Raw genomic sequence first — 15,852 nt, 5'->3', positions numbered from 1 at the left:
TTTATCAAGATAAAAAAAACCCTGACCAAGGCCAGGGTTTTTATTCAACGCTAAATTAAGCCTGAGGTTTTGTATCGGTATCGTCTTCTTTCGTCAACGCATCAATACCATCGCCAATTGGCTCATCAGGTGCTAATTCAGTTTCAGGTGCTTCTTTGCTCGATGGTTTCATTGTATCGTCATTATCCGACCAGCCTTTCGGTGCACGGATTTCTGATTTACGTTCCATCAAGTCATCAATCTGACCAGCATCAATAGTTTCATATTTCATCAATGCATCTTTCATTGCATGCATGATATCCATATTATCAGCTAGAATTTGACGAGCACGTTGATAGTTACGGTCAATTAAAGTGCGAACTTCAGTATCAATCAGCTTTGCTGTGTCATCAGACATATGCTTACTTTGTGTAACTGAACGACCAAGGAATACTTCACCTTCATCTTCAGCATAAAGTAATGGACCTAACTTCTCAGAGAAGCCCCACTGAGTCACCATCTTACGTGCAATATCAGTTGCGCGTTCGATGTCATTTGATGCACCCGTTGATACTTTATCTACGCCGTAAATCAATTCTTCAGCTAAACGACCACCGTAAAGACTTGAAATCATTGACTCCAAGAACTCACGAGAGTGACTTACACGATCTTGCTCGGGTAAGTACATCGTTACACCTAGCGCACGACCACGTGGAATAATTGATACTTTATAAACAGGATCATGATCCGGTACTAAACGACCAATAATTGCGTGACCTGCTTCGTGATACGCTGTTGATTCCTTTTGCTCTTCAGACATAACCATTGATTTACGCTCTGCGCCCATCATGATCTTATCTTTCGCTAATTCGAACTCAACCATCGAAACAGTGCGCTTATTACCACGGGCAGCAAATAATGCCGCTTCGTTAACAAGGTTTGCTAAATCAGCACCAGAGAAACCTGGTGTACCACGTGCAATCAATGACGGATTTACATCACCATCTAGTGGTACTTTACGCATGTGAACTTTAAGGATCTGCTCACGGCCACGTACATCAGGAAGACCTACCACTACTTGACGGTCAAAACGACCAGGACGAAGTAATGCTGGATCTAGTACATCAGGACGGTTCGTTGCAGCAATAACGATAATACCCTCATTGCCTTCAAAGCCATCCATCTCAACGAGCATCTGGTTAAGTGTTTGCTCACGCTCATCGTGACCACCACCAACACCAGCACCACGTTGACGACCTACCGCATCGATTTCATCGATAAAGATGATACAAGGTGCAGCCTTTTTTGCTTGCTCAAACATGTCACGCACACGAGATGCACCAACACCAACAAACATCTCAACAAAGTCAGAACCAGAAATAGTAAAGAACGGTACTTTCGCTTCACCTGCAATCGCTTTTGCAAGTAACGTTTTACCTGTACCAGGAGGACCAACCATCAACACACCTGTTGGGATTTTACCACCTAGCTTTTGGAAACGGCTTGGATCACGTAAGTAATCAACCAGTTCTTTAACGTCTTCTTTCGCTTCATCACAACCAGCCACATCGGCGAACGTTGTTTTGATTTGGTCTTCGCTCATCATACGCGCTTTAGATTTACCGAACGACATGGCGCCTTTGCCACCACCGCCCTGCATCTGACGCATAAAGAATATCCAAACACCAATTAATAGAAGCATTGGGAACCACGAAATGAAGATTGAAGCCAGTAGGCTAGGCTCTTCAGGTGGTGTACCTGCAACAGCTACGTTAGCGTTAATTAAATCGTCTAACAGCTTAGGATCATTAGCGACAGGTAAGTATGTTACATAGCTCGCATTATCACGTTTGGTTACAGTGATTTCACGATCATTGAATCGCACTTCCTTTATCTGATCCTGACCGATTTGACGGACAAATGTTGTATAGTCTACTTGACCACTTGCTTTACTACTGTTAGTTCCAAAACTTTGGAATACAGACATAAGAACAACGGCAATGACTAACCATAAAATCAAGTTTTTTGCCATGTCACTCAAGGTGTTAACCTCGCGATAACTAAAAGATGAATGTAGATTACTACAGTTTGTAACCTGTAGCCACAATATAGACTTCACGCGAGCGATCTCGCGAGGAATCTGGTTTACGAATTTTAACCACTTTGAACATACTACGAATTTCAGCTAGATATTGGTCAAAACCTTCGCCTTGGAAAACTTTTACCGTAAAACTGCCATTCGGTGCAAGTACTTGTCGACACATATCTAGTGCAAGCTCAACAAGATACATCGCTCTCGGTTGGTCGGATGCAAGATTACCACTCATATTAGGTGCCATATCAGACATCACCACGTCAACCATATCTGGTTGAATGCGGTCCAATAGTGCATCTAACACTGCCTCTTCTCGGAAATCACCTTGCAGGAAACTCACTCCTGGAAGGGAATCCATTGGCAAAATATCACAAGCAATGACTTGCCCTTCACTGCCTACAATTTCTGCCGCATATTGTGACCAACCACCAGGTGCAGCACCAAGGTCAACCACTGTCATGCCCGGTTTTAATAACTTATCTTTGTTCTGAATTTCTTCAATTTTAAAGAATGCACGTGAACGATAACCACGTTTCTGTGCTTCCTGAACATATTTATCGTCGAAATGCTCTTTTAGCCAACGGCCAGAACTGCCGGATTGTTTTTTTCTACTCATGTCTAACCTAATGAGTTGAGATACTTGTTAAGTATACGTCTGCCAAAGGCTTTATCGCACCTAATTCATTAAAATGTACAATCAAAATGTGCAGTACAACTCAAACACTACAAATTTTCATGCTGCCATAATGCAAACAAATTAGTCTTCTAGACTAGATGGCGGTAGAATGTCACGTTTTCAACCCTAATAACCAAAAAAATAGAGTCATCATGAATCTAAGCACCAAACAAAAGCAATTCCTAAAAGGTATTGCTCACAATCTAAAACCAGTTGTACTTATGGGTGCAAACGGCCTAACAGAAGCTGTATTGGCTGAAATTGAAATTGCACTTAACCATCATGAATTGATCAAAGTTAAAGTTGCTACTGAAGATCGTGAAACTAAAGTTTTAATCGTCGACGCTATCGTTCGCGAAACTAAAGCTGAAAAAGTACAGGTTATCGGTAAAACATTGGTTTTATACCGCCAGAGTGAAGATCGTAAAATCGAGCTCCCTCGCAAATAAAAAAGGCCGCCTAGCGGCCTTTTTTATATCAACTATTAATACACATTCCCGCATTAACAGCTAATCGATATCGCCTATTTAAATAATTACATTTTCTGATGAATAAAATTATCGTTGAAAATACTAGATATATTTCACTTCTACAATTTCAAACTCTTTTTGGCCGCCAGGTGTGGTAATCGCAACTTCGTCACCTTCCATCTTACCAATCAAACCACGTGCAATAGGCGAATTCACTGAAATTAAGTTTTCCTTAATATTCGCTTCATCATCACCAACAATACAATAAGTCACTTCATTATCAGTATCTAAATCTAATAACGTTATTGTTGTACCAAAAATCACTTTGCCTGTATTTGGCATTGTTTTTACATCAATAATTTGAGCAACGGATAGCTTATATTCAATATCACGAATTTGCGCTTCACAAATACCTTGCTCTTCACGAGCAGCATGGTATTCCGCATTTTCTTTTAAGTCGCCAAGCTCACGTGCTTCTGCGATCGCCTGAGAAATAAGGGGGCGACGCTTCAACAATACTTCAAGTTCACTACGTAGCTTTTGTTCGCCACGCACAGTCATTGGCACTTTTTCCATAAATAAATTACCTCAATAACCTGATAGCGCACGCCAATTTCAGGTAATAAAAAAGCTAGCCCAATAGTGATTGGGCTAACAGGGTATATAAAACGATATCTATCATTTTAAACAAAGATGAACAAGAGATCATCCTCGTTACGTCATTAATCTGTTTTTCGTTTTAATAAAAGCCCAAAACAATGAATATGCTAAAAATACTATATCAATAATTCATAGCAACAAATCAATAGTTAAAATATTCACCACAAGAATAAACATCTTGCCTACCATCTTTTTTTCATTGAGAAAAGTTACAACCTCACACTTAAACAATATTTATACAAATATTCACTCATATGTTTTTCATAAAAAAACTAAAGGCAACTAAAAAAACAAATTAATTTAGAACTTTTATTGATTAACATAACACACTGATTTAAATACAAATAAAAGCTAAAAAAACAAAAAATGAATACTCGTGAGGTATTTTTCAGTTTTTTTTACTAACATAAATTAGTAGACACAAGTAAAAAGAACAGCATGCATTTGGCATAGAAATGCAACACATAAAAAAATTAAAAGGATTCGGTAATGAACAAGCATCTTATTGCTCTAGCAGTAACAGCAGCAACTCTATCTGGCGCAGCATCAGCAGCACAAGTTTACTCAGATGACACATCTTCTCTTGCTGTCGGTGGTCGTGTAGAAGCGCGAGCTCTTCTTTCTGATCAAGCAGACTCAAACGGTAAATACTCTGACGAAGTTACTGATCAATCACGTGCACGTGTAAACATTGATGCGAAAACACAAATCGCAGATGGCGTACAAGGTATTGGTTTTCTAGAAGAAGAAATCAAAAGCACTAAGTCAGCTGATTCTCAAAGCAACGAAACTCGCTACGTTTACGCTGGTGTAAGCAGCGATCAGTACGGCCAAATCGTTTACGGTAAAGCTGACGGCTCTCTAGGCATGCTAACTGATTTCACTGATATCATGGCATACCACGGTAACCTTGCAGGTAACAAGATTGCAGCAGCAGATCGTACATCAAATAACCTAGCATACGCTGGTACGTTTGGTGATCTAACATTCAAAGCTAACTACGTATTTGGTGGTGCTGTTGGTGTTAACGACCAAAAAGTTGATGATGTGCACGGTTTCTCAACAGGTGCAGTATACAACGTAGGTGATACTGGTCTTGCGCTGGGTGCTGGTTACGGCGAACAAAAAGCTGCTTTAGGTCAACAAGACACTCACAAAGCACGTTCTGAGCAAACTTTCGCAGTAGCATCTTACACTGTAGGTGACCTATACTTCGGTGGTCTTTACAAAGACGGTCGTCGTGACACTAAAAACTGGGCTGGTGATGTAACAGATACTACAGGTTACGAAGCAGCAGTAGCTTACACTATGGGTAAAGCAGTATTTACTACTACTTACAACTACCTAGAAGATACTAATGCGAAAAACGGTGAGTACAAAGATCTTCAAGATGCAGTTATGATCGATGGTACTTACTACTTCAACAGCAACTTCCGCACTTACGCTTCTTACAAGTTCAACATGCTTGACGATAAGAAGCAAAATGTAACTAAAGCTAAAGCGTCTGATGAATTCGTTATTGGTGCTCGTTACGACTTCTAATCCTTGTGATTAAAAGCAAAATATAATAAAACGTCGGCCTAGGCCGGCGTTTTTTATTACTCTTGTGTCAGTTTTTTGTTTTAGTCCTATCAGTATTTAATTTAACGTAACGCAAGATAAACGTTATGATTAAGGTCTATTTTGTTGCAACCATTTAGAAATGTCACACGGTTCTCCAAGTTAGAAATGTCACTTTTTCTAAGTGACAGAAATTTGTTATTTCGCTTGGTCATACATCACGGGATTTATTCGCGACTGTCTACGTTGTTCTTGTCGTCTTGGTGTATCTGAACGACTACGCTCTCTTAAACCTTCTGATTCCAATCGTTCTTGCTCTACCATCGCTAATCTCAAAACAGCGTCTAAACGCTTATTTTCAACTATCTCTCCCTGATTTATTCGCTCCAATTTATCAAAAATACTGTAACCTAATGATTGACCTAAATGCTTAATATCTATTTGACCGTCAGGGTAATCATGTATCATGATATTTCTACCCACAAGGTTTTCATTTTCTGAATTTTTTTCAAGTAAATACATGACTTTGTCATACTGTAGCGTTAGTGATTTAGTTACTTTTCGCGAAGTTTGCCAGGAGAAAATATCGTATAACTCTTTCGGGGTTTCGTAGATAGGTCTGTGCACATTCAATTGACGTTTAGCTGGTTTAGCAAAGCGCCTGTTATAGTTATCTATAAAACCTGATAACCACTCGTTTGCTTCTTCTATCCCATTAATCCCTGCTAGCCTCATCTCTTTAACTAGACGGTCTTGAAGCGTTAAATTAGCGCGTTCTACGCGCCCTTTAGCTTGTGGAGTATTGGCACAAATTAGCTCAATGTTTAATTCTTTTAGTGCGCGACCATATTGAGTCAGTTTATTGCGGTCTTCGTTGCTAGCATGGTTAACACGGAAAACACCGTGTTTATCCGTGTAGAGCGCGACAGGCTTACCATGCTGTTGTATATACTGCTTAGTCGCAGCCATATATGAAAACGTCGACTCAGAATCACAAAAATATAAATGCATGATGGCGCTTGTTGCGTCATCAATAAAAACAAGCAATGTACATTTATCGGCTCGGCCTTCGAACCAGTCGTGGGGGGAACCATCAAGCTGAATAAGTTCGCCTATACAATCTCTTCTCGCTCTCGGTTGATAAATCTTACGTCTTTTCTTAACCTTTGGTTTCCAAAGTTTTACCGAAACCATCCATTTTCTGATGGTTTCAGTAGAGAGTCTAATATCATGAATTTCAGCTAATTTTTCTGCGGCTAGCGTAGGACCAAAATCGAAGTAATGAGTCTGAATTAAATCAATAACTTGTTTTTTCAATGATGCATTGAATTGACGATTACTTGGCTTAGTTCGCTTTTTTGAAATTAAACCATTAGCCCCGAACTGTCGGTATTGATTAACCAATCTTTGAATATGCCTACGGCTTAAGTTCAGGATTTTAGAAGCATCAATTTGTCTAATACGCTTATCACAAACGTTTTGTATTGTTTCGAGTTTCTGAAGCTCTTTTGTGCTCATCGTGAGTAACATTCCAGCACCGTAGGCTGATTCTTCCATAGGAAGAATCATACACCTAATGTGACATTTCTAAGTTGGAGGAATGTGACATTTTAAAGTAGGGCTGACAGATTAAGGTCTATTTTGTTGCAACCATTTAGAAATGTCACACGGTTCTCCAAGTTAGAAATGTCACTTTTTCTAAGTGACAGAAATTTGTTATTTCGCTTGGTCATACATCACGGGATTTATTCGCGACTGTCTACGTTGTTCTTGTCGTCTTGGTGTATCTGAACGACTACGCTCTCTTAAACCTTCTGATTCCAATCGTTCTTGCTCTACCATCGCTAATCTCAAAACAGCGTCTAAACGCTTATTTTCAACTATCTCTCCCTGATTTATTCGCTCCAATTTATCAAAAATACTGTAACCTAATGATTGACCTAAATGCTTAATATCTATTTGACCGTCAGGGTAATCATGTATCATGATATTTCTACCCACAAGGTTTTCATTTTCTGAATTTTTTTCAAGTAAATACATGACTTTGTCATACTGTAGCGTTAGTGATTTAGTTACTTTTCGCGAAGTTTGCCAGGAGAAAATATCGTATAACTCTTTCGGGGTTTCGTAGATAGGTCTGTGCACATTCAATTGACGTTTAGCTGGTTTAGCAAAGCGCCTGTTATAGTTATCTATAAAACCTGATAACCACTCGTTTGCTTCTTCTATCCCATTAATCCCTGCTAGCCTCATCTCTTTAACTAGACGGTCTTGAAGCGTTAAATTAGCGCGTTCTACGCGCCCTTTAGCTTGTGGAGTATTGGCACAAATTAGCTCAATGTTTAATTCTTTTAGTGCGCGACCATATTGAGTCAGTTTATTGCGGTCTTCGTTGCTAGCATGGTTAACACGGAAAACACCGTGTTTATCCGTGTAGAGCGCGACAGGCTTACCATGCTGTTGTATATACTGCTTAGTCGCAGCCATATATGAAAACGTCGACTCAGAATCACAAAAATATAAATGCATGATGGCGCTTGTTGCGTCATCAATAAAAACAAGCAATGTACATTTATCGGCTCGGCCTTCGAACCAGTCGTGGGGGGAACCATCAAGCTGAATAAGTTCGCCTATACAATCTCTTCTCGCTCTCGGTTGATAAATCTTACGTCTTTTCTTAACCTTTGGTTTCCAAAGTTTTACCGAAACCATCCATTTTCTGATGGTTTCAGTAGAGAGTCTAATATCATGAATTTCAGCTAATTTTTCTGCGGCTAGCGTAGGACCAAAATCGAAGTAATGAGTCTGAATTAAATCAATAACTTGTTTTTTCAATGATGCATTGAATTGACGATTACTTGGCTTAGTTCGCTTTTTTGAAATTAAACCATTAGCCCCGAACTGTCGGTATTGATTAACCAATCTTTGAATATGCCTACGGCTTAAGTTCAGGATTTTAGAAGCATCAATTTGTCTAATACGCTTATCACAAACGTTTTGTATTGTTTCGAGTTTCTGAAGCTCTTTTGTGCTCATCGTGAGTAACATTCCAGCACCGTAGGCTGATTCTTCCATAGGAAGAATCATACACCTAATGTGACATTTCTAAGTTGGAGGAATGTGACATTTTAAAGTAGGGCTGACAGATTAAGGTCTATTTCTTAACCAAGACTATGCCTTGTTATGTTTAAAAAACTGTTTTGCTCTGCATTAATTGCAACGAGCTTTTCTTCTTTCGCTGCATTCTCACCTCAGCAAGCTATCGAACACCTCCCCAAAGGGAGTGATGTTGCTTTTCTAGTTGTAAACCCTGCAACAAATAAAATTATTTACAGTAAACGTGCTGATGAATTGCAAGCCCCCGCAAGTACTCAAAAAATGATCACCGCCCTTGCTGCAAAGCTATATCTCGGTAATAACTTTCGCTTTGATACTTACCTTGAGACTAAAGGCAATGATGTCATCATGAACTTTAATGGCGACCCAACACTTAAACGCAGTGATATTGCAAATTTACTTCGCCAGTTAAAACAGCAAGGCATAACGACGATTAAAGGTAATTTGTACTTAAATGGTGGACACTTTACTGGCTATGAACGTGCTATTGGTTGGCCGTGGGATATTTTAGGCTCTTGTTACAGTGCACCATCAAGTAGTATCAGCTTGGAGCATAACTGTGTTCAAGGAGCACTGTATAGTAATAAGCCTTTTGGGGAAGTCACTCGCGTAAATGTACCTAGCCACCAACCAATCCAAGCTGAAACCTCTGCGATTGTGGTATCTAAAGCACAGCAGAAAGAACAGCACTGTCAGCTTTCAATGAACTCCAATGATCGTAACATGTACCAAATTAGTGGCTGTATCCAACCTCGAAAAGAGCCTCTACCACTAAAGTTTGCAGTTCAAAATACAACCTTATATTCGACCGCAGTTATTCAACAAGAGCTTAAGCGCGCAGGGATAAAATTAAACGGTAAGGTACTTCGTAACGATAAAATCAGCGGTAAAATCATTGCAACGCATCGCTCAGCTCCATTATCAACTCTGCTAGATATTATACTGAAGCGCTCTGATAACTTATTTGCCGATAACATTGCCAAAACCATTGGTGCAAAGTATTACAACCAAGCAGGTAGTTACACCAATGGCATTGAAGCGATCAAAGCGATACTAAAAGATAAAGCCGGTATCGATCTTTCTGATACTGTGATGGTGGATGGTTCAGGCTTATCGCGTAATAACCGTTTAACTGCAAGTGATTTAATAAAAGTAGTGACTTACATTTATAACCACCCTCAATTAGGTTTAATGAACGATCTACCAGTCTCAGGTAAAAGTGGCACGTTACAGTATCGTCGCAGTATTCGTGATGTTCCGTTAAAAGGTAAGATTATTGCTAAAAGTGGCTCTTTATTCGGAACCTATAACCTTGCAGGTGTGATTAAGACCCACAACGGTAAACCACTTCTCTTTGTACAGTTAGTGACTAATTACTATCCACACATGCATGATGGTGAAAAAGCAGTATTACCGCCTATTTACCAATTTGAAAAGCAGCTTTATAACTCACTGTATAAAAGCTACTAAATAAGAGACTAGATAGATAAAAGCCGCTATCAAATACTTTCAACGAGAAAGATTCGAGCAATAGCGGCTATTTAATGCAAACAATTTTACGAACCGAAACCTAGCATCCAATTTACTGTTTTGAAGTAAACCACCATCCCCGTAATATCGACCATTGAAGCTAATACAGGACTGACTAATACCGCTGGATCGAGATTTAATGTCCTCGCAAGCATAGGTAATACTCCGCCTACGCTCGTTGAAATTACAACTTGAATAGAGATAGCAATACCAATGGCTAATGCAACTTGCTCTAGATGCATACCATTAGGAAGAACAACATCACCACTAAAAAAGATGACTCGACCAACAATCACAATAGCAAGGCTTAAAGCAATAACTATCGCAACACGAAACTCTTTCCACAATACAGCTAACCAATCCCGTGACTTTATCTCTTCCATCGCCAATGCTCGTACAACTAAGGTTGCTGCTTGCGAGCCAGTATTTCCGCCGGCAGCTGCAATCACCGGCATATAAATCGCGAGCAGGACTAATTGACTCAACGTATCTTCATAGTGAGAGATAATTAAGCCTGAGACAATTCCCATTAAAGCGAGCCCTACAATCCAACCAATGCGTTCCTTGACATGATTTAAGACACTATTTTCTAAATAATGCCCGGGGGGTTCTGCTTCTGAACAAATTAAACCTAACCCACTAGCTAGTTGTCGAGCACGTACATCTTCTTTCAATTCATCTAGACGATCTAATAAAATTTGTACATGCCGTAGTGAACACTCATGAAGTATAGCTAAAGCATTGGATACTGGCATTTTTACCAACAACTGTGCTTGTTCATCTAGCTCATATTTTAAAAAAGCATTTCTTACCGCACGTGCATCTTGCTGTGCTAATTGTGTTGTTGCTGCATAAGCTGCATAGTTCATTACCGCCATGGCGAATCTCCCGATTGGCTGACTCTTTAAAAGAGAAGGTAACGACCACCGTGATAACCTTAACAAAAGATAACAGTGGAGCCACCAACGGCTAATGTCATCATTATTTATTAAATGTTATGAAATGAGAAATGTAACGGAAAACCTAAGAAAAGATGTCGTGAGTTGAGTTAAAAGCAGGTGAGACATACTGATCCGCACTTAGTCGCACGGAGTAAAAATTCGATACCGTAAGCTAAGCGAGGCTTTCCTGCTTCATACTCGGAGGATGGTCGGTATCGTTCATTATTATATCCAAAAAATATATATCGCTTTGTGCGACGCCTGCATTCTACGCAAACAAACCTGTATAGAACCTGATTTAACAAAGCACTTAATTTCAACAAATGATGGCAATAAAAAAGCCGAGCAACATGGCTCGGCTTTTTCTGTTTCAATTCGCGTTACACTTACTTAATACGTGCGTGTAGCTCTTGAATTGAAGTAACTGTATTACGGTCATCTGCAGTATGCGCCATACAAGTTGCAAATGCAGCATTTAGCGTTGTAGTGTAGTTCACCTTCTCTGCTAATGCACCACGACGAAGAACTTTTGAATCTTCAATCGCTTGACGACCAGCAGCAGTGTTAACAATGTAGGTGTATTCATTGTTCTTGATACGGTCAAGAATATGCGGACGACCTTCATGTACTTTGTTAACTAGACGAGGGTTAATACCCGCTTCACCTAGAATCACAGCTGTACCGTGAGTCGCATCTAATTGGTAACCTAGCTTAGTAAGCTTAGAGGCTAGATCAACCACACGTTGCTTATCTTCTTCACGAACAGATAGTAGCGCACGACCACCTTCTGGATACTCTTTACTACAACCTAACTCAGCTTTAGCGAATGCCTCTGCAAACGTATTACCAATACCCATTACCTCACCTGTTGAGCGCATTTCAGGGCCTAACAATGGATCCACACCTGGGAACTTGTTAAACGGTAATACCACTTCTTTCACAGAGTAATACGGTGGAATAATCTCCTTGGTAAAACCTTGTGATTCTAGTGATTGACCCGCCATAACACGTGCTGCAATCTTAGCTAGTGGTGCACCTGTCGCTTTAGATACAAAAGGTACTGTACGTGCTGCACGAGGGTTAACCTCGATTAGGTACACTTCACCATCTTTGACGGCGAACTGAGTATTCATAAGACCTCGAACACCCAATTCAAACGCAAGGTTTTTCACTTGCTCACGCATTACATCTTGAATTTCTTGGCTTAACGTATAGGCAGGTAATGAACATGCAGAGTCACCTGAGTGAACACCCGCTTGTTCGATATGCTCCATGATACCGCCAATCACTACTTGCTCACCGTCACAAATAGCATCAACGTCGACTTCTACCGCATCATCTAAGAAGCGATCAAGCAATACTGGAGATTCATTCGAAACGCTTACCGCTTCATTAAAGTAGCGACGCAGATCTTGCTCGTCGTATACAATTTCCATTGCTCGACCACCAAGCACGTACGATGGACGAACTACAAGTGGGAAACCAATATCACGTGATTTCTCTATCGCTTGTTCCATCGTTGATACTGTTGCGTTTTCAGGTTGCAGTAAACCTAGACGATCAACAGCTTGTTGGAAACGCTCACGATCCTCTGCACGGTCAATCGCATCAGGGCTAGTACCGATAATTGGCACACCTGCCGCTTCCAGTGCACGTGCTAGTTTCAGTGGCGTTTGACCACCATACTGAACAATCACACCTTTTGGTTTTTCAACACGTGCGATAGCTAATACATCTTCAAGTGTTACAGGTTCGAAGTACAAGCGATCTGATGTGTCGTAATCCGTTGATACTGTCTCTGGATTACAGTTAACCATGATAGTTTCGTAACCATCTTCACGCAGTGCTAATGATGCATGAACACAACAGTAGTCAAACTCGATACCTTGACCGATACGGTTTGGACCACCGCCCAATACCATTATCTTGTCTTTGTCCGTTGGATTTGCTTCACACTCTTCATCGTATGATGAGTACATGTAAGCAGTATCTGAAGAGAATTCAGCTGCACACGTATCTACACGTTTGTAGACAGGATGAATGTCAAACTGATCACGGAGTTTACGAATTTCACCTTCGCTAACACCCAGTAACTTAGCAAGACGTGCATCCGCAAAACCTTTGCGCTTAAGCTTGCGTAATACGTCAGCATTAAGACCTGCAAAACCACCTGCTTTCACTTGCTCTTCAAGCTTGATGATGTCTTCAATTTGAACCAAGAACCAACGGTCAATGTTAGTTAGGTTGAAGATACCGTCAACCGACATACCGGCACGGAAAGCATCACCGATGTACCAAATACGCTCAGCACCCGCTTCTTTCAGTTCATGTCGGATCTTGCTCATCGCATTTGGATCATCAAGATCAACCATTTCATCAAAGCCGTTCGCGCCAACTTCTAGGCCACGTAGTGCTTTATGTAATGATTCTTGTTGGTTACGGCCAATCGCCATTACCTCACCTACCGACTTCATTTGTGTCGTTAGACGATCGTTAGCGCCAGCAAATTTCTCGAAGTTAAAACGAGGGATTTTCGTTACTACGTAATCGATAGTTGGTTCGAATGATGCTGGTGTTGCGCCACCAGTTATGTCATTCATTAGTTCATCAAGGGTGAAGCCAATCGCCAATTTTGCCGCAATTTTTGCAATCGGGAAACCTGTTGCTTTTGATGCTAATGCCGATGAACGAGATACACGTGGGTTCATCTCGATGATAACCATACGGCCATCTTTCGGGTTGATACCAAACTGTACGTTTGAACCACCCGTTTCAACACCAATTTCACGCAGTACTGCAAGCGATGCATTACGCATTAATTGGTATTCTTTATCTGTTAGCGTTTGCGCAGGTGCTACCGTGATTGAGTCACCGGTGTGAATACCCATTGGGTCGAAGTTTTCAATCGCACACACAATAGTACAGTTGTCGTTCTTATCACGAACAACTTCCATCTCATATTCTTTCCAACCAATCAGTGATTCATCAATCAATAATTCATTGGTTGGTGATAGGTCGATACCGCGCGAACAAATTTCTTCAAATTCTTCTTTGTTATAAGCAATACCGCCACCTGTACCACCCATAGTAAATGATGGGCGAATAATACAAGGGAAGCCAACCATTTCGAGAACTTTGTAAGCTTCTTCCATCGTTGTTGCAGTATCAGCACGAGGACACTCAAGGCCGATGGCTTTCATTGCTTTGTCAAAACGAGAACGGTTTTCAGCTTTATCAATTGCATCAGCTGTTGCACCGATCATCTCAACATTGAATTCTTCTAATACGCCATATTTTTCAAGATCTAGCGCACAGTTTAATGCTGTTTGACCGCCCATGGTTGGTAGTACTGCATCAGGGCGCTCTTTAGCAATGATATTACGTACCACTTCCCAGTGAATTGGCTCGATGTATGTTGCATCAGCCATGTCTGGATCAGTCATGATAGTGGCAGGGTTAGAGTTTACCAGAATAACACGGTAACCCTCTTCACGAAGTGCTTTACAAGCTTGTGCACCAGAGTAATCGAACTCACAGGCCTGGCCGATAACGATCGGTCCAGCACCTAGAATTAGTACACTTTTTATGTCAGTACGTTTTGGCATTTCTTACTACTCCCGGCTTAGGCGCTGTGTTTCTTAATTAATTCGATAAAGTGATCAAATAATGGTGCTGCATCATGTGGACCAGGGCTCGCTTCTGGGTGGCCTTGGAAACTGAATGCAGGCTTGTCGGTACGATGAATACCTTGTAGCGAGCCATCAAACAGGGATTTGTGTGTCGCACGTAAGTTTTCAGGTAACGTTGCTTCGTCAGCAGCAAAACCGTGGTTCTGGCTGGTGATCATCACAACATCACGATCTAAATCTTTAACTGGATGGTTAGCACCGTGGTGACCAAACTTCATTTTCACTGTCTTTGCACCACTTGCTAAGGCAAGAATTTGGTGACCTAAACAAATTCCAAAGATTGGAATGTTTTTATCAAGGAATGTTTTAGTTGCTTCAATCGCGTAAGTACATGGCTCTGGGTCGCCAGGGCCATTTGATAGGAATACGCCATCTGGATTTAGCGCAAGGACGTCTTCTGCTGATGTTTGTGCAGGAACAACCGTTAAACGACAACCACGATCAACCAGCATACGTAAGATGTTACGTTTAGCACCAAAGTCATAAGCGACTACGTGGTAAGGCAGCTCTTTATCTTCTTGAGCTTCTGGTAAGCCGTTCTCTAATGTCCAAGAACCTTGCTTCCAACTGTATGTTTCGCTTGTTGTCACTTCTTTTGCTAAATCCATGCCTTTCAGGCCTGGAAATGCTTTTGCTTGCTCAAGTGCAAAACCTTCATCGATGTTATTACCTGCAACGATACAACCGTTTTGCGCACCCTTTTCACGAAGAATACGGGTTAGCTTACGGGTATCGATATCAGCGATACCAACGATATTTTGTGATTTTAGGTAATCAGAAAGAGATTGTTCAGAGCGGAAGTTTGAAGCGATAAGAGGGAGATCACGAATAACCAGACCTTGTGCATGAATTGCCGTGGATTCTTCGTCTTCGGTATTAGTACCGGTATTGCCAATGTGGGGATAAGTAAGGGTAACGATCTGTTGTGAGTAGGAAGGGTCAGTGAGAATTTCCTGATACCCCGTCATCGAAGTATTAAAAACGACTTCACCAACGGCCGAACCATCTGCTCCAATGGACACGCCGCGGAACACAGTCCCATCTTCAAGGACTAATAGCGCAGATTTGCTCAAGACAACCTCCAATAAAATAAAAATGCAATTAAAACAGATAAACTTGCAATTACCCATTCCTT

General features: G+C 40.8%; 11 protein-coding genes. 3 read left to right on the top strand and 8 right to left on the bottom strand.

The window, feature by feature from the left end:
- Positions 1 to 55: 55 nt before the first annotated feature.
- Together ftsH and rlmE are read right to left on the bottom strand one after the other, a co-directional pair.
- Entirely contained in the window at positions 56 to 2,011 is a 1,956-nt protein-coding gene (ftsH, locus tag SKA34_RS14090) for an ATP-dependent zinc metalloprotease FtsH (RefSeq protein ID WP_006646201.1), read from the bottom strand.
- Between the two features lie 49 nt (positions 2,012 to 2,060).
- On the bottom strand, positions 2,061 to 2,690 hold the full coding sequence (gene rlmE / locus SKA34_RS14085; RefSeq protein WP_005369560.1) for a 23S rRNA (uridine(2552)-2'-O)-methyltransferase RlmE: 630 nt from the start codon (positions 2,688 to 2,690) through the stop codon (positions 2,061 to 2,063).
- Between the two features lie 212 nt (positions 2,691 to 2,902).
- Here rlmE and yhbY point away from each other — a divergent pair, with 212 nt between their 5' ends.
- Complete coding sequence (gene yhbY / locus SKA34_RS14080; protein WP_006646200.1) at positions 2,903 to 3,199, top strand: ribosome assembly RNA-binding protein YhbY; 297 nt, start codon at positions 2,903 to 2,905, stop codon at positions 3,197 to 3,199.
- A gap of 123 nt (positions 3,200 to 3,322) precedes the next feature.
- Here yhbY and greA read toward each other — a convergent pair whose 3' ends face one another.
- Positions 3,323 to 3,796, bottom strand: a complete 474-nt coding sequence (gene greA / locus SKA34_RS14075; protein ID WP_005369564.1) for a transcription elongation factor GreA — start codon at positions 3,794 to 3,796, stop codon at positions 3,323 to 3,325.
- Positions 3,797 to 4,369: 573 nt separating this feature from the next.
- Here greA and SKA34_RS14070 point away from each other — a divergent pair.
- Positions 4,370 to 5,422, top strand: coding sequence for a porin (locus tag SKA34_RS14070; RefSeq protein ID WP_006646199.1), 1,053 nt, complete (start codon positions 4,370 to 4,372; stop codon positions 5,420 to 5,422).
- A gap of 216 nt (positions 5,423 to 5,638) precedes the next feature.
- On the opposite strand, the gene SKA34_RS14065 is transcribed toward SKA34_RS14070, so the two are convergent.
- Together SKA34_RS14065 and SKA34_RS14060 are read right to left on the bottom strand one after the other, a co-directional pair.
- Complete coding sequence (locus tag SKA34_RS14065) at positions 5,639 to 6,958, bottom strand: ISNCY family transposase (RefSeq protein ID WP_083784328.1); 1,320 nt, start codon at positions 6,956 to 6,958, stop codon at positions 5,639 to 5,641.
- Positions 6,959 to 7,156: 198 nt separating this feature from the next.
- Entirely contained in the window at positions 7,157 to 8,476 is a 1,320-nt protein-coding gene (locus tag SKA34_RS14060; protein ID WP_083784328.1) for an ISNCY family transposase, read from the bottom strand.
- 147 nt (positions 8,477 to 8,623) lie between these two features.
- On the opposite strand from SKA34_RS14060, the gene dacB reads away from it, so the two are divergent.
- Entirely contained in the window at positions 8,624 to 10,027 is a 1,404-nt protein-coding gene (dacB, locus tag SKA34_RS14055; protein WP_006646198.1) for a serine-type D-Ala-D-Ala carboxypeptidase, read from the top strand.
- A gap of 86 nt (positions 10,028 to 10,113) precedes the next feature.
- Here dacB and SKA34_RS14050 read toward each other — a convergent pair whose 3' ends face one another.
- The 3 genes from SKA34_RS14050 to carA all read right to left on the bottom strand — a co-directional run bounded on the left by SKA34_RS14050 (position 10,114) and on the right by carA (position 15,790).
- A complete protein-coding gene (locus SKA34_RS14050) occupies positions 10,114 to 10,965 on the bottom strand; it encodes a magnesium transporter (RefSeq protein ID WP_006646197.1) in 852 nt (283 codons plus the stop codon).
- A 449-nt stretch (positions 10,966 to 11,414) separates the two neighbouring features.
- Entirely contained in the window at positions 11,415 to 14,633 is a 3,219-nt protein-coding gene (gene carB / locus SKA34_RS14040; protein ID WP_006646196.1) for a carbamoyl-phosphate synthase large subunit, read from the bottom strand.
- Positions 14,634 to 14,650: 17 nt separating this feature from the next.
- A complete protein-coding gene (gene carA, locus SKA34_RS14035) occupies positions 14,651 to 15,790 on the bottom strand; it encodes a glutamine-hydrolyzing carbamoyl-phosphate synthase small subunit (RefSeq protein WP_006646195.1) in 1,140 nt (379 codons plus the stop codon).
- Positions 15,791 to 15,852 lie beyond the last annotated feature (62 nt).

The sequence above is a fragment of the Photobacterium sp. SKA34 genome (genome assembly GCF_000153325.1).
In the GTDB taxonomy this organism is placed as follows: Bacteria; Pseudomonadota; Gammaproteobacteria; order Enterobacterales; family Vibrionaceae; genus Photobacterium.
Note: the sequence above shows the minus strand (reverse complement) of the source record. Positions and strands in the feature narration are given on the sequence as shown.

Coding starts and splice junctions, on each gene's coding strand:
- rlmE (WP_005369560.1), bottom strand. CDS start 2,690: ATGAGTAGAAAAAAACAATCCGGCAGTTCTGGCCGTTGGCTAAAAGAG.
- carB (WP_006646196.1), bottom strand. CDS start 14,633: ATGCCAAAACGTACTGACATAAAAAGTGTACTAATTCTAGGTGCTGGA.
- dacB (WP_006646198.1), top strand. CDS start 8,624: ATGTTTAAAAAACTGTTTTGCTCTGCATTAATTGCAACGAGCTTTTCT.
- SKA34_RS14070 (WP_006646199.1), top strand. CDS start 4,370: ATGAACAAGCATCTTATTGCTCTAGCAGTAACAGCAGCAACTCTATCT.
- SKA34_RS14060 (WP_083784328.1), bottom strand. CDS start 8,476: ATGAGCACAAAAGAGCTTCAGAAACTCGAAACAATACAAAACGTTTGT.
- greA (WP_005369564.1), bottom strand. CDS start 3,796: ATGGAAAAAGTGCCAATGACTGTGCGTGGCGAACAAAAGCTACGTAGT.
- SKA34_RS14065 (WP_083784328.1), bottom strand. CDS start 6,958: ATGAGCACAAAAGAGCTTCAGAAACTCGAAACAATACAAAACGTTTGT.
- yhbY (WP_006646200.1), top strand. CDS start 2,903: ATGAATCTAAGCACCAAACAAAAGCAATTCCTAAAAGGTATTGCTCAC.
- SKA34_RS14050 (WP_006646197.1), bottom strand. CDS start 10,965: ATGGCGGTAATGAACTATGCAGCTTATGCAGCAACAACACAATTAGCA.
- ftsH (WP_006646201.1), bottom strand. CDS start 2,011: ATGGCAAAAAACTTGATTTTATGGTTAGTCATTGCCGTTGTTCTTATG.